The sequence below is a fragment of the Aquimarina besae genome (assembly GCF_042434905.1).
In the GTDB taxonomy this organism is placed as follows: domain Bacteria; phylum Bacteroidota; class Bacteroidia; order Flavobacteriales; family Flavobacteriaceae; genus Aquimarina.
Window position 1 is genome coordinate 4,429,247 of the sequence record NZ_CP170199.1, and the last position, 14,504, is coordinate 4,443,750.

9 protein-coding genes are annotated in these 14,504 nt (G+C 35.3%); 6 read left to right on the forward strand and 3 right to left on the reverse strand.

Annotation, left to right across the window (positions count from 1 at the left end):
- Positions 1 to 46 precede the first annotated feature (46 nt).
- The 3 genes from pgmB to ACE94K_RS19585 form a co-directional block, all read right to left on the reverse strand.
- On the reverse strand, positions 47 to 712 hold the full coding sequence (gene pgmB / locus ACE94K_RS19575) for a beta-phosphoglucomutase (RefSeq protein ID WP_378176453.1): 666 nt from the start codon (positions 710 to 712) through the stop codon (positions 47 to 49).
- Positions 712 to 2,226, reverse strand: coding sequence for an MFS transporter (locus ACE94K_RS19580; protein WP_378176456.1), 1,515 nt, complete (start codon positions 2,224 to 2,226; stop codon positions 712 to 714). The genes pgmB and ACE94K_RS19580 overlap by 1 nt, the downstream gene beginning before the upstream one ends.
- Before the next feature lie 132 nt (positions 2,227 to 2,358).
- On the reverse strand, positions 2,359 to 3,381 hold the full coding sequence (locus ACE94K_RS19585; protein WP_378176459.1) for a LacI family DNA-binding transcriptional regulator: 1,023 nt from the start codon (positions 3,379 to 3,381) through the stop codon (positions 2,359 to 2,361).
- Positions 3,382 to 3,606: 225 nt separating this feature from the next.
- On the opposite strand from ACE94K_RS19585, the gene ACE94K_RS19590 reads away from it, so the two are divergent.
- The 6 genes from ACE94K_RS19590 to ACE94K_RS19615 all read left to right on the forward strand — a co-directional run bounded on the left by ACE94K_RS19590 (position 3,607) and on the right by ACE94K_RS19615 (position 14,476).
- Positions 3,607 to 6,561, forward strand: coding sequence for a SusC/RagA family TonB-linked outer membrane protein (locus tag ACE94K_RS19590; RefSeq protein WP_378176462.1), 2,955 nt, complete (start codon positions 3,607 to 3,609; stop codon positions 6,559 to 6,561).
- A gap of 13 nt (positions 6,562 to 6,574) precedes the next feature.
- Entirely contained in the window at positions 6,575 to 8,422 is a 1,848-nt protein-coding gene (locus ACE94K_RS19595) for a RagB/SusD family nutrient uptake outer membrane protein (protein ID WP_378176465.1), read from the forward strand.
- A 13-nt stretch (positions 8,423 to 8,435) separates the two neighbouring features.
- Positions 8,436 to 9,527, forward strand: coding sequence for a SusE domain-containing protein (locus ACE94K_RS19600; protein WP_378176468.1), 1,092 nt, complete (start codon positions 8,436 to 8,438; stop codon positions 9,525 to 9,527).
- A 68-nt stretch (positions 9,528 to 9,595) separates the two neighbouring features.
- Positions 9,596 to 12,379 (forward strand): alpha-amylase family glycosyl hydrolase, encoded by a 2,784-nt coding sequence (locus ACE94K_RS19605; protein ID WP_378176471.1) that lies wholly within the window; start codon positions 9,596 to 9,598, stop codon positions 12,377 to 12,379.
- A 148-nt stretch (positions 12,380 to 12,527) separates the two neighbouring features.
- Positions 12,528 to 13,787 carry a TlpA family protein disulfide reductase gene (locus ACE94K_RS19610; protein ID WP_378176474.1) on the forward strand — a complete coding sequence of 420 codons (1,260 nt, stop codon included), beginning with the start codon at positions 12,528 to 12,530 and terminating at the stop codon, positions 13,785 to 13,787.
- Positions 13,788 to 14,272: 485 nt separating this feature from the next.
- Positions 14,273 to 14,476 carry a hypothetical protein gene (locus tag ACE94K_RS19615; RefSeq protein WP_378176477.1) on the forward strand — a complete coding sequence of 68 codons (204 nt, stop codon included), beginning with the start codon at positions 14,273 to 14,275 and terminating at the stop codon, positions 14,474 to 14,476.
- The last annotated feature ends 28 nt before the right edge of the window (positions 14,477 to 14,504 follow it).

Here is a 14,504-nt window from a genome sequence, read left to right on the forward strand (position 1 = left end):
CCTAAGTATAAATATAATGCATACTTAGATTATCCCATTATTATTCTCATTTTTTTTTGGCTGTAACTAACTGGTTAATAAAGTCTTCGCTGATTTCTGTAAAATCTTTAAAGACATAATCTGCTTCGTGCAAAACATTAGGATCACCGATTCCTATGCTAATCATATGGGCGATATTAGCAGCCTGAACACCTGCAACAGAATCTTCAAACACCACGCAATCAACGGGATCTACTCCTAATTTTTTAGCTCCGATCAAAAAAACTTCGGGATCTGGTTTTGCTTTTGATACATCAGTACCGTCTACGATAGCGTGAAATTTCTCTTTTAGTAATACCTTCTCTAAAATCACCCTGGCATTTTTACTTGCAGAACCTAGTGCAACAGCCTGATCCTTGTCTAGAAGATACTCTAGCACCCTGGGGACATCCGGAAGAATTTCTGAAGTATCCATAGTCTCAATATAATTGAGATATTCTTCGTTCTTTTTAGCCATCAAAGTAGTAAATTCTTCTTCTGATATGGTTTTGTTTCCCCATTCCAAAATTTTCTCTAAAGACCGTACTCGGCTAACTCCTTTTAGTTGTTCATTTTGTGCTGAAGAAAAAGAAATGCCAAGACTATTGGCTAAATTTTGCCACGCTAGAAAATGGTACTTTGCGGTGTCTACAATAACACCGTCTAAATCAAATATGAATGCTTTTTTTGTCATCAATCATTTATTTCGATAGTTGCCTCATCACTGACTATCAAGGTTAAAACTCCAGAAACTATCATACTTACACCCCCTATAATTAAGGCATAAATGGTTTCATTATTAAAAAATGTGCTCAACAAAAACCCTAAAATAGAGGCTGCCACTATTTGAGGAATTACGATAAAAAAGTTAAACACTCCCATGTAATATCCCATTTTTTTCGGTGGTAACGCTCCAGCAAGCATTGCATAAGGCATGGATAAAATACTAGCCCAAGCTACACCTACACCAATCATTGAAATAATTAAAAGTTCTGGCGTTTTGAAAACTGTAATGGATAGTAATCCTAATCCTCCTAAAATCAAACTAATCAAATGCGTAACTTTTCTGCTTGTTACTTTTGCGATTACAGGCAGTAAAAAAGCAACCAATGCTGCCACTCCATTATACGCTGCAAAAAGTACAGTTACCCAATCCGCACCGTCATTGTATAGCTGTGACGTTGGATCTGTTGATCCATAAACATAGCTCGTAACGGCCTGAGTAGTGTAAATCCACATAGAAAACAAAGCAAACCAAGAGAAAAACTGTACAATCGCCAATTGTTTCATCGTTTTTGGCATATACAAAAGATCTGTCATAATGGTCACAAATCCATTGGTACCAGTAGCTTTTCTAATAAATGCTGCCAACAGAAATAAAATACCAACAAATAATATACCTCCGGAAAGGATATATAATTCTTTATCTAATTTTAAATAAATAAGCCCAGCATTGATAATGATTCCAAAGACAGTCATAATAGTTCCTGCCTTTTTAAGTTTAGCTATTCTGTTTGTGTTTTCATCTGCAGTAATTTCTACGGTAAATTCAGTCTTATGATCTTCAAAACTTTCAAGTTCTTCTGGAGAGTACTCCTTTGAAGAAAAAACCGTCCACAGTACTGCTGCCAGAAAGACAACGGCCCCGATATAAAAAGACCATTTAACCGAATCTGGAATAACTCCTTCTTCTGCTACATTACTTATACCCAACCAATTTGAAAAAATATACGGTAGTGCTGATCCTACGACAGCACCAAGACCTATAAAGAAGCTTTGCATCGCAAATCCCTTTGTTCTTTGTGACTCAGGGAGGTTATCTCCAACAAAAGCCCTAAAAGGCTCCATAGAAATGTTAATTGAAGAATCCATTATCCATAAAGTACCAATCGCCACCCATAAGGTTGATGAATTTGGCATCACACATAATGCAATTGAAGATAGTATAGCGCCAACTAAAAAATAGGGCCTTCGTCGTCCTAATTTAGAATGCCACGTTCTGTCACTAAAATAACCTATAATTGGCTGTACCAATAATCCGGTAATAGGAGCAGCTAACCAAAAAACAGCTAAATCGTCAACTTTAGCACCTAGTGTTTCAAAAATTCTGGATGTGTTCGCATTTTGCAATGCAAAACCAAATTGAATTCCCAGGAAACCAAAACTCATGTTCCAAATCTCCCAGAAACTTAGCTTACGCTTGTTCATTAAGTAAATCTTTAATAATTACTATGATAAGCGCGTACACTTATCAAAACTTATGTTAGTAGAAAGTGAAAATATAAGTTCTGATAGGGATCAAATATATTATATTATTTTAAATAATAAAGTTTAAGTTGATTATTTTTTTGTGGATTCTCTTTGTACGAGACTCGTGTCGATTATGACGGTTTTATATTCTTCAGGCACATCTTCATCACCTTCTAACTTGTCTATAAGAAGCTTTGCTGCACGGATCCCCATTTCTTCTCCGTGCTGACTAATGGTGGTCAAACTAGGAATAAAATGTTTGGATAAAATACCATCAGTAAAACCAACAATAGAGACATCATCAGGTACTTTTTTGCCTTGCTCCCTCAACACTCTGGCTGCCGTTACTGCAAATAATTCATTTACCGCAAATATTGCATCTACATCTTTGTTTTTTAAGAAATCTGCAATTTCAGACTCGCAATTATCAATATCTTCTATTTTTAAGATATAATCTTCTCTTGCTGTAATGTCATAAGCTCTCAATGCTCTTAAATACCCATTGGTTCTAAGTTTACCTACGCTTATATAATCTACAGTGGTTAGAATTGCAATCTTTCTGCAGCCCATAGACAATAAGTGATTGGTTGCAGTCTGAGCCCCTTTTCCGTCATCAATGATAACTTTGTCACATACAAGTTCATCTATAATCCTATCAAAAAGTACCACCGGCATACCCTGGCTCATCGTTTCTTCAATATGATGATAATCTTTTTTTAGCTGTGTTTCTTTTGCAACAGACAAAATAAAACCATCTGCACTTCCGCTTGCCAACATCTCTAAGTTGATCACTTCTTTATCAAACGAATTATTAGAAGAACAAATAATAACGTTATATCCTTTTTCATTTGCCACCTTTTCTACCCCACCTATAACAGTGGTAAAAAAGTGATGAACAATCTCAGGAATAATGACCCCAATGGTTTTTGTTTTTCTGTTCTTAAGGCTTAAGGCAATGTTGTTAGGCTTATAATTATACAATTTAGCGAAAGCTTTTACCTTTTGTCGAGTATCCAAACTGATCTCCACGCTATCTTTCAACGCTTTAGAAACTGTTGAGATCGATACATCTAGTTCTTTTGCTATTTGTTTTAACGTAACTTTTTGCTTCATTTCCCTTGAATTTTTATTAAAAGTTAAATTTTTGTGCGAAAATATGCTATATGATCACAAATCCCCTTAAAATTTTAACAGAATTTTAAAAGTTATCCACACGCAAACGTTTTCGTAAGGTTACGGCTACACCGTAACCAAAATTTAACACAGATTTTACATACATTGGCTTTCAGAAAGTGAGAATATAAGGCTAAAAACAATTAAAAACTAATTTAAATTTGTATGAAAACATTTACTAAAAGCGCATTGTTTTTATTGTGGTTGATACCAATGAGCTTTTTTGCACAGTCTACTGCCGTCAGCGGTACTGTAACTGATGCAGCAAATGGTCAACCGATTCCCGGTGTCAATATCATTGTAAAAGGAACAACAAACGGAACTTCATCAGACTTTGATGGAAATTATACGTTGAGCGGGGTAAACAACGGGGATGTTATCCAGTTTTCCTATGTAGGGTTTATTCCTCAGGAATTTACATTTTCCGGTACTACCCGAATCGATGTAGCATTACAAGAAGATGCCGCAGAACTAGAACAAGTGGTGGTTATTGGATATGGATCTGTTAGAAAGAAAGATTTAACAGGTTCTGTAAGTACAGTTACAGCAGATGACTTTAATCAGGGTGTGAACACCTCTCCTGATCAATTAATCAAAGGTAGAACTGCCGGTGTTACCGTAATCGATAATGGAGGTGCACCCGGAGAAGGGTCTACAATTAGAATTAGAGGAGGTTCTTCTCTTAATGCTTCTAATAATCCATTAATTATAGTAGATGGTGTTCCATTAGACCCTGGACCGGGTGGAACCAGAAACAACCTTAACTCTATAAATCCGAATGACATAGAATCTTTTACCGTTTTGAAAGATGCTTCTGCAACAGCTATTTATGGGTTTAGAGCATCTAATGGTGTGATCATCATTACTACCAAAAAAGGTTCAAATACAGATGGAAAACTAAAATTTAACTATAACGGAAATGTTACGTTTTCAGAAATTGTAGATAAGATTGAAGCGTTAAATGGTGATCAATTTAGAGAATATGTAACTGCTAACGGATCTCAGGCTCAGATTGATTTGTTAGGAACTCAAAATACTGATTGGCAAGATGAAATCCTACAAAATGCGGTTTCTACAAATCATAACATTAGCCTTTCTAGTGGATGGGATTGGATCAACTATAGAGTATCTCTTGGGTTGTTGAGTGAAGAAGGATTGATTAAAACTGATCAACTTGACAGAACGTCTTTAGCAGCGAATATTAGAACCAAATTTTTTGATAATCATCTAAGAATTAATACCAATTTAAAGACAGCAGTTGAAGACTATACGTATGCCACTACTAATATTGGATCGGCTTTAGGATTTGATCCTACACAACCAGTTTTTCAGGATAATGATTTTGGAAATTATTTTCAATGGTTAGATGGTAGTGGAAACCCAATCGCTTTAGCTGGACAAAATCCAGTAGCAGCCTTAGATCAAAATGATAGTAGTGGGTTAATATTTAGAAGTCTAGGTAATTTAGAGATTGATTATAAATTTCACTTTTTACCGGAGTTAAGAGCTAATGTAAACGTGGGATATGAAATTGCTAGTGCAAAAACTGAAAATACAACATCTGCAGAATCTGTTGCTAATGCAGCCAGAACAGGTAATGACAGTTTTAGTAGATCCTTACAAAAAAGAGAAAACTTATTATTTGATTTCTATTTAAACTATAGAAAAGATTCTGAAGCATTGAATACGATATTTGATGTTACTGCCGGTTATTCTTATCAAAAATTTTTAGATAGTGGTAGTAATTTTAGTAGAGGATTTGATTTAATAGAAATTAATAACCCTTTTAATAATCCGAGAGAAGTTCTATTAGGATTTTTTGGTAGAGCTACTATTTCTATTGCCGACAAGTATATTTTTACCGGAAGTTTTAGACGCGATGCCACTTCAAGATTTTCTGGTCTTGCAAATCAGTGGACAAACAGTCCATCGGGTGCATTTTCCTGGAACGCACACAACGAAAATTTCCTAAAAGATTCAAATCTCATTTCTCAACTTAAATTTAGAGCAAGTTATGGGGTAACTCCACAACAAAGTATTGGAGACGCTACACCCTCTTTACCTAGAATATTAACTAGTGGACCAGGTTCTCAATATCAAATTGGACAAGAGGCTGATGGTACCCCAATTTTTATTTCTACAGGTTTAGCACTTCCTTACAACCCTGACTTAACGTGGGAGACAACGACACAATATAATGTCGGTTTAGATTTTGGTTTGTATAATGGTAGAGTATCCGGTACGGTAGATGTATATAGAAAAGAAACAGACGACCTATTATTCATTGCATCACTTCCTAGTGGAAGTTTGGCAAATGCGGATGACGTGAATCTAGGAAACTTGACCAATGAAGGATTAGAACTTTCATTAAACGTAGTGCCTGTTCAGACAGATAATTTGAAATGGTCTGTTGGAGGTAATATCACTTTCCAAAGAGGAGAAGTTACAGAATTATTTGCTGTAGACAACCCTAATTTCGAAGGTTTCTTCGGTTCAGGATTTGTAGGTAGTAATATCAATATACAAACGGTTGGCTTTGCTCCTAGTTCATATTGGGTATTTGAGCAAATTTATGATGCCAATGGAAGACCGGTAGAAGGCGCCTATGTTGATAGAAATAATGATAATGTAATCAACGAAAAAGATAAGTATATCTACAGAAAACCGGCAGCAGACTTTTTCTACGGTTTTAATACAATTTTAGATTATAAGAATTGGAACTTTAGTATGTTCTGGAGAGGTAGTGTCGGCAACTATAACTACAACTTTGTAGATGCCGGAAGTAACGGAAGAAGAATTTTAAACTTCCAAAACACCTTATCTAATACGACCACCGATTTATTAGATACAGGCTTTTTTGATGGAGGTGTAGATAGATTTTCTTCTGACTATTATATTCAGGACGCTTCATTCTTAAAATTGGATAATATTTCTTTGGGATACACATTCAAAAATTTCTTAAATTATAAAGGAATTGATATGAAATTGTATGGTACAGTAAATAATGTTCTGATCATAACTGACTATACCGGGATTGACCCTGAAATTAGTAATGGTTTTGATCAAACCATATACCCTAGACCGAGAACGTACCAGTTTGGAGTTAATTTAGACTTTTAAAAAAATGAATGCAATGAAGATAAATTTTAAAAACTTAGCAAACATCGGCGTATGTGCGCTCCTATTATCCATAGGATCTTGTACCGATGATTTAGACGTGGAGGTTAATGATGATCAGAATCAAACTACAGATGAATTTTATAGTTCTGATCAGGCATATTTACAAGCACTTGGTAAACTATACTCTGGATTAGCCGTAAGTGGACAAGATGGACCTGGAAGCAGTGACATCTCAGGTATTGATGCTGGTTTTGGTCAGTACCTAAGAGGTTTCTGGCAATTACAGGAATTACCAACAGACGAAGCTGTAATTGCTTGGGGAGATCCGGATTTACCAGTATTAAACTTTGGTCAATGGACCTCAAGTAACGCTTTCGTGAGAGCATTTTATGACAGAGCAAACTTTCAGGTTTCTTCTGTTAATGAATATTTAAGACAAACTTCTGATGCAAAACTAGATTCCAGAGGAGTTTCTGCTGCTTTAAAGGCAGAGATTCAGGGATTCAGAGCAGAGGCAAGATTCTTAAGAGCATTAAGCCACTATCATCTCGTAGATATGTTTGGTAATATTCCTTTCTTTACAGAAGATGATCCGGTAGTTGGATTTATTCCTCCGCAGGTTTCAAGAAAAGAAGCTTTTGATTTTGTAGTATCAGAATTATTAGCCATCGAAGATACAATGCCTGCACCAGGATCAAACTCATACCCAAGAGCGGATAGAGCGGCTGTATGGATGCTATTATCAAAACTATATCTAAATGCAGAAGTATATACAGGAACGGCTATGTATACAGAAAGTTTAGAATACACTAATAAAATACTAGGTGCAGGTTTTAGCTTGGTAGATGATTATCAGAAACTATTCTTAGCCGATAATAATTTTAATGGGGCTCAGAACGAAAGCATTTTTAGTATTGCTTTTGATGGAATCAACACTCAATCTTTCGGTGGAACTACATTTTTAACACATGCTCCTATAGGCGGTAATATAAGACCAAGAGCTTTTGGAATTGATGGTGGATGGTTCGGTATTAGAACTACAGAAACTTTTGTTAATTTATTCGGAGGTAGTAATGGATCTTTTCAGATTTACGAGTATGATAATGACCTAAGATTATTAGGTGATGATGCTGGTACATTAAAAGCATTTGATGCAGATGGAGATTTTGAATATTTAGGTTCTGATCAAAACAATACTAATCCAGCTTTTGATGCCAATGAGGTTTTTAGATATAACTTTTTAACAGGTGTTATTACAAATAATGGGACCGAAGTTGCTGCTCCTGTACAAGCTGTATCAATAGCTTCACAACCAATTTGGAATGACTCGAGAGGAAAATTTTATACAAATCAGCAAACATTAAAAATAGAAACACTTTCAAACTATCAAGATGGGTATGCGATACAAAAGTGGAGAAATGTTGGTGTTGATTTAGAACCAGGATCTGATGGAACTGGTACTCATGTAGATGCTGATTTCCATATGTTCAGGCTTGCTGAAGCTTACTTGAACTACGCAGAAGCTGTTGTAAGAGGTGGTTCTGGAGGTACTCCTACAGAAGCAGTAGGATACATCAATCAACTTAGAGAGCGTGCTTACGGAAATCCTAACGCCAATATTAATGCAGGAAACTTAACTCTAGATTTCTTACTAGATGAAAGAGCAAGGGAGCTTTATTGGGAAGGACATAGAAGAACAGACCTTATAAGATTTGGAAAATTTACCGGAGGGAGTCTTTTATGGGCATTCAAAAATGGAGCAAAAAATGGTTCTCCATTGCCACCTCACGTAAGTCTTTTCCCAATTCCTTCTACTGAATTAGTAGCAAACCCTAACATTAATCAAAACTCAGGTTATTAAAAAATTATATAAAATGAAAAAAATATTTTTAACATTAGCTATACTTAGTACCCTATTTATTGGATGTACAGCAGACGACAACATAGAAGATAGACCAGTTTTTGAATTAGCAGAGGCTCCTGTAATCACTGCACCAGAGGCAGGTACTTCCTATGTATTTACTTTTGAAACCAAAGATCTTCTTGCAGAAAGATTCACGTTTACCGATGCAGATTTTAATTTTGATTCAGCTACCAATTATTCGGTAGAGGTAGATGTGGAAGGAAATAACTTTGCTGCTCCACAAGAACTTGGAAGCAGTAACTCTTTACAAATTCCTGTATCTGTAGATTCTTTCAACAATGCAGCTCTAGCATTAGGATTGACTCCTGGTGAGCCTGCAAATGTTGAAATTAGAATAGTTGCAAACGTAGGCGCTGGAGAACCTCAGTTTTCTGAGTCTAGAGTTGTTGCAGTAACTCCGTTTACAACAGAAGCTCCTAAGTTTTTTATTATAGGTAATTTCCTGAATGCAAGTGGATATGGCGATAACTGGACTCCTGCCGGTACCTTACCGACCATTGAGGCTGCTGAGTTTGGTGCTACGGCTTTTCAAGGATATGTTTTCTTAAACGATCCAAGTCCTGAATTCAAAGTTTTACCCACAAATACTAGTTTTGATGGAGATTACGGAGATGCAGACGGAAGCGGTTCTTCTGGAATTTTGGTACAAGACGGAGAATCAAATATGAGAGTTGCTGAAGCTGGATATTATAAGATTGATGCCGATTTTTCAGATCCTGAAAATATTACTTGGACAGCAAGAAAACAAGTCTGGGGAATTATTGGAGCTGCTACACCAACTGGTTGGGATAGTGACACTGATTTAACATACGATCCGGCTTCTAAAACATGGATGATTACCATCGCATTAACTCCAGGAAGTTTTAAGTTTAGAGCTAACGATAGTTGGGATGATCCACAGGATAACTTTGGTACCGGAGCAGAAGATGGGCAATTAGCTTTTGGTGCTGGTGATCTTAGTGTTGATACTGCAGGAACTTACTTAGTGACTTTAGATCTAAGCAATCCTAACAATTATACATATACTTTGACTCCACAATAGTCAAAAATATACATAGAAAAGGCTGTTATTTCTGATAACAGCCTTTTTACTTTAAAAACAAAAGCGTCATGAAAAAATTTACTTTAACCTTAATTTGCTTTCTTAGTTTTATTTGGTCCCAAGCACAAGTACAGAATGCAACTTTTACTATAGATCCTCCCGCATTTAATGAGGATGATGAAATTACGATCACCGTCTCTGGAGTAGATCCTAGTATTTGGGGAGTAACCGATTTATACCTTTGGGCGTGGTATTTTAATAGTCCAACGGCTACTGCATCTATAAACTCCCCTAATAACGGTCAATGGACCGATTCATCTGATGCTACGAATCCACAAATTTTGACTAATAATGGTAATGGAACCTACTCTATAACATTAACTCCAACTACTTTTTACGGAGCTACCGGAATAGATCGCATAGGAATGTTGGTAAAAGCTGTAGACGGAACTGGAGATAAGAAGACACAGGACAATGTGGTAAATGTAGGAATCTTTCAGCTTTCGCTAGATGCGCCTACAGATGCAGTAAGTATCATAGATAGCGGAAATGACTTAACCATTACTGCCACCTCAACAGTAACCGCGGATTTCGAACTTTTTGCTAATGGTGTCTCTGTAAACACGCAGACCAATATCACTAGCTATACCTTTGATTACACCATTACTGAAGGAGTAAGTTTTGAACTGGTAGCGACAGAATCAGGAACAACCAACACCTTATCAGAAACTTTTTCTGCCATCACTACTCCTGTTAATACAGAAGCTCCGGTACCAGCAGGAATGAAAGACGGATTAAATCTAAATGGAACATCTGCTACTTTTGTACTATATGCTCCAGAGAAAGACTACGTGCATTTAAAAGGGAATTTTAACAACAACGACTGGACTCTTGACAACACCTACTTATTGAATAAGGACAGTGCTCAAGATCGTTTTTGGATTACCTTAAACAACCTGCCAAATAATGCCGATATCTTGTATCAATATGTTATTGATGCGTCTATCTCTGTAGCAGACCCCTACTCTACTTTAATATTATCAGAATTTAATGATGGATTTATTGATAATACGACTTTTCCAAACCTTCCTAGTTATCCAACAGGAAAAACGAATGATGCCGTAACGTGGTTTAAAACCGGTGAAGCCGAATATGTTTGGCAAACCACCGATTTTCAAAGACCCGAAGTTACTGATTTAGTTATTTATGAATTATTAATTCGTGATTTTGATAACCTACATTCTTTTGATGCAGTAAAGGCAAGACTTGATTATTTACAAGATCTTGGAATCAATGCCATAGAACTGATGCCGGTTTCTGAGTTTGACGGAAACATTAGTTGGGGATACAACCCTTCTTTCCATATGGCGTTGGACAAATATTACGGAACTCCCACTGCATTTAAAGAATTTGTGGACGAATGTCATGCCAGGGGAATTGCGGTAATACTAGATGTAGTGTATAACCACGCTACAGGTCAAAATCCATATTATAGAATGTGGAACGATTGTAATGGTTGTTATAACGGACAAGCAACCGCAGAGAATCCAATATTCAGAGAAACTGATTCTAATCCTACTTTTTCATTCTTTAACGATATCGATCACGAATCTCCAGCTACAGAAGATTATATAGACCGATTAAATGAATACTGGCTAACTGAGTATAATATAGATGGGTTTAGATTTGATTTTACCAAAGGATTTACAAATACTCCAGGAGATGGAGGTGCTTTTGACCAAAGTCGTATCGATATTCTTACTCGAATGAATACAGCTATCAAAGCCGTTGACCCTAATGCCTATGTAATCTTAGAACATTTCGCTCCGAATTCTGAAGAAACTTTATTAATCAATGAAGGAATGCTTGTTTGGGGAAATAGCAACTACCATTATAATCAGGCTACTATGGGGTATGGAGATTCTAATTTCCAATCTGTATCTTACTTAACACGTGGTTGGACTACTCCTTCTAACATTAGTTATATGGAAAGCCACGATGAAGAGCGATTAATGTACAAAAATGTTCAATTTGGTAATGATACAAACTCGCCAGTTTATGATGTAACCGATTTATCCACTGCATTGGATAGACAAGAATTGGCTGGAGCATTTTACTTTACCGTTCCAGGACCAAAAATGATTTGGCAATTCGGTGAATTAGGATATGGATTTAGTATCAATCGATGCGAAAACGGAACTGTTGAAGAATCTTGCAGAACCAGTCCCAAGCCAATTCGATGGGATTATTTGAATGTTACCGATAGAACTGATATTTATGACACGTATGCCAAGTTGATTCGTTTAAAATTAAATGAAAGAATATTTAGGACAAACGATTTTACCTTATCCGTATCGTCAGCGACTTCTAAAAAAATTCAACTTACTGATAATGCTGCTACCGGAGATGAAATAAAGTATGTAACCATTATTGGGAATTTTGGAGTCAATACCATTTCTATTGATCCTGATTTTCAAGAAACAGGTACTTGGTATGATTTATTGAGCGATACAGGAGAAAGTATAAATGTAACTAACGTAAACGCGGTAATTAGCTTACAACCTGGTGAATTCAAGGTGTATGGAAATCAACAACCTAATTTAAGTACGCAGGAGTTTGTTAATGGAGCTAGTTTTAATGCATATCCTAATCCGGCAAGAACCGTGTTTAGTATTAATGAATCGGTACAAAAAGTATCTGTATATACGATCACCGGATCTCTAGCGAAAAAATTCGAAGGTAACTTTGCACCAGGAACCAATTTTGAAATTGGAGAATTATCTAGAGGATTGTATTTGGTACAAATCGAAAACGAAAAAGGAATAGCTACGACAAAGTTGAGTTTGAATTAGAAGAATTAAGTCATACCTATTCTTGCAAAAAAGCTGTCTGTATAAGTTTGGACAGCTTTTTTTAATTCATATGTACTTTAAAATTTGTATTTGAAATATTTACTTTTCATTTTATATTAAACTAGGTTTACCAACTAATAAAAAACAAATGAAATCTACTATTGTACTTCTCTTAATTATATTTTTAGCAATCTCCTGTAAGAGAACTAATAACCCAAATACATCAATTGATGAGGATATAGAGATAGATTTAAAAAAACAAGTTGAAGCAGGTCCTTTCTCCAGTAGCTTATTAACCTTTAGAATGTTAGATTCTATTCCCACTGGGTTAAAAGGTATGCCGAAGCTAGACACTATTATAATTCAATCCTTTGTGTTGAGAGATAATTTACAACCCGATTCTATTTATCCGAATACAATCTATGCCTACTCCGGCTATAAACAGGATAAAATAGTGGTAGGTGTGGATCACAATTTTAACTATGATTTTGGTGATGATCCAACTATCTATTTCGATAGAAACCAAGATAGTCTGGAAAGATTTGAAACGACCGATAAAAACACTAAACTTGATACCCTTGTTTATCAAAAGTTTGTTGGTAACACAGCCATAAAAGACAGTCTTATCTACAAAGTATTACTTAATGATGGAGGTTATCAATATGATGACCCAATACGTACCGATCTAACCCTGTTATTAAAATTTCACGATCACTGGTTATATGGAGAATTTCGCGTCGAAGACCTCCCTTATAAAGTAGCTTATATTGAACGTAATAAGTATATAAAGGACTTTAGCTTTGCTGAAATAAATAACCAATTTCCTACGCAACTTGGTTACGAGAATATCAGTTATAGACTAAAAGATACTATCAACCTAAGTCAAAAATACTTCAGGATAGACAGCTTCACTACGGATTTCTCTAAACTCTTTCTAAAAGATTTAAAACTACCGAAAAGACTAACTGGTTATAGAGAAGGAGAAAAAATTAAAGATCTAGAATTTAAAGACTTATCTTTTTCTAAAACAAGATTCTCAAAACTTCTGGCAAAAAAAGACTACCTTTTAATAGATTTTTGGGGTACCTGGTGCGCTCCGTGCATTAAAATTACTCCTGATGTTATCCAGCTTAAAGAAAAGTATGCAGATAGGTTAACTATTTTAAGTTTCGCTTATGACGTGGATATTAAAAAAGTATTTGAACACATAAAAAAGTATAAAATGGATTGGAATCACGCATTCATCCAAAAAGAAAAACAATATACCACTACTCCTCAAATTCTCGATGACCTTAGAATAGTGGCCTTTCCAACCTTTGTTTTAATTGATAAAGACTTAAACATTATTGCCCGTGGAAGCAGTCCGCAAAAATTAACTGAGATAGGACAAATATTATCTTCACAGTAGAATAGTAATACTACATAAGTATATTGTTTTGTTATTCGCTATAATTCAATATTCTGGTTTTAAAAAAACTCTTTTTTTCAGGGTAACAAATCCATCCAAATATGAACTAATTCATACGAATCACAGAGGATATAATCAAGAGGACAGTAAAACCAAAAAGAAGTACTTTTCTTTGTATTGTAACTGAATATAAGACAAAAATTAAAACTCTTAAGTTATTATTCTAATTCAGGTTGTAAAGTTTTTAAAGTAATTTATCCAACAATATGATTAAATCTTCACTGGTACTCGCCTTAACACAATACTCAAGAACAAGAAAATTGTAATGATTCACGCAAAAAAGATGTTAAAAAATTGATAATTCAATCAACTTATTAACACTATAACGTTAACGTAGATTTTTTACTAGTAACATTTTCTCTTTTCAGCGTATTATATAGTAATAGTATACTATCAAATCATTATTAATTTTAATTCATTAAAAAATGAAAAAATCAGAAATTTTAAAGAAGATTAAAGGTGAAATCTTGGACAGAAAAGAGGCCAAGCAGATTACCGGTGGTTATGAATATGGATCTGTTCCTAGTTGTCCTGCTGGTAAGTTGTATCCACCTCACGGATCGTGGATTAACGGACAGTATCTATACTATGATACCGATCTAAATAGCTGGTGTAATCCTAACTACTAGAGATTATCCATCTTACATTAATTATAGA

Excerpts from the sequence above, each read along its gene's own strand:
- ACE94K_RS19580 (WP_378176456.1), bottom strand. The coding sequence starts at position 2,226 with ATGAACAAGCGTAAGCTAAGTTTCTGGGAGATTTGGAACATGAGTTTT.
- ACE94K_RS19600 (WP_378176468.1), top strand. The coding sequence starts at position 8,436 with ATGAAAAAAATATTTTTAACATTAGCTATACTTAGTACCCTATTTATT.
- ACE94K_RS19595 (WP_378176465.1), top strand. The coding sequence starts at position 6,575 with ATGAAGATAAATTTTAAAAACTTAGCAAACATCGGCGTATGTGCGCTC.
- ACE94K_RS19605 (WP_378176471.1), top strand. The coding sequence starts at position 9,596 with ATGAAAAAATTTACTTTAACCTTAATTTGCTTTCTTAGTTTTATTTGG.
- ACE94K_RS19615 (WP_378176477.1), top strand. The coding sequence starts at position 14,273 with ATGAAAAAATCAGAAATTTTAAAGAAGATTAAAGGTGAAATCTTGGAC.
- ACE94K_RS19585 (WP_378176459.1), bottom strand. The coding sequence starts at position 3,381 with ATGAAGCAAAAAGTTACGTTAAAACAAATAGCAAAAGAACTAGATGTA.
- ACE94K_RS19610 (WP_378176474.1), top strand. The coding sequence starts at position 12,528 with ATGAAATCTACTATTGTACTTCTCTTAATTATATTTTTAGCAATCTCC.
- ACE94K_RS19590 (WP_378176462.1), top strand. The coding sequence starts at position 3,607 with ATGAAAACATTTACTAAAAGCGCATTGTTTTTATTGTGGTTGATACCA.
- pgmB (WP_378176453.1), bottom strand. The coding sequence starts at position 712 with ATGACAAAAAAAGCATTCATATTTGATTTAGACGGTGTTATTGTAGAC.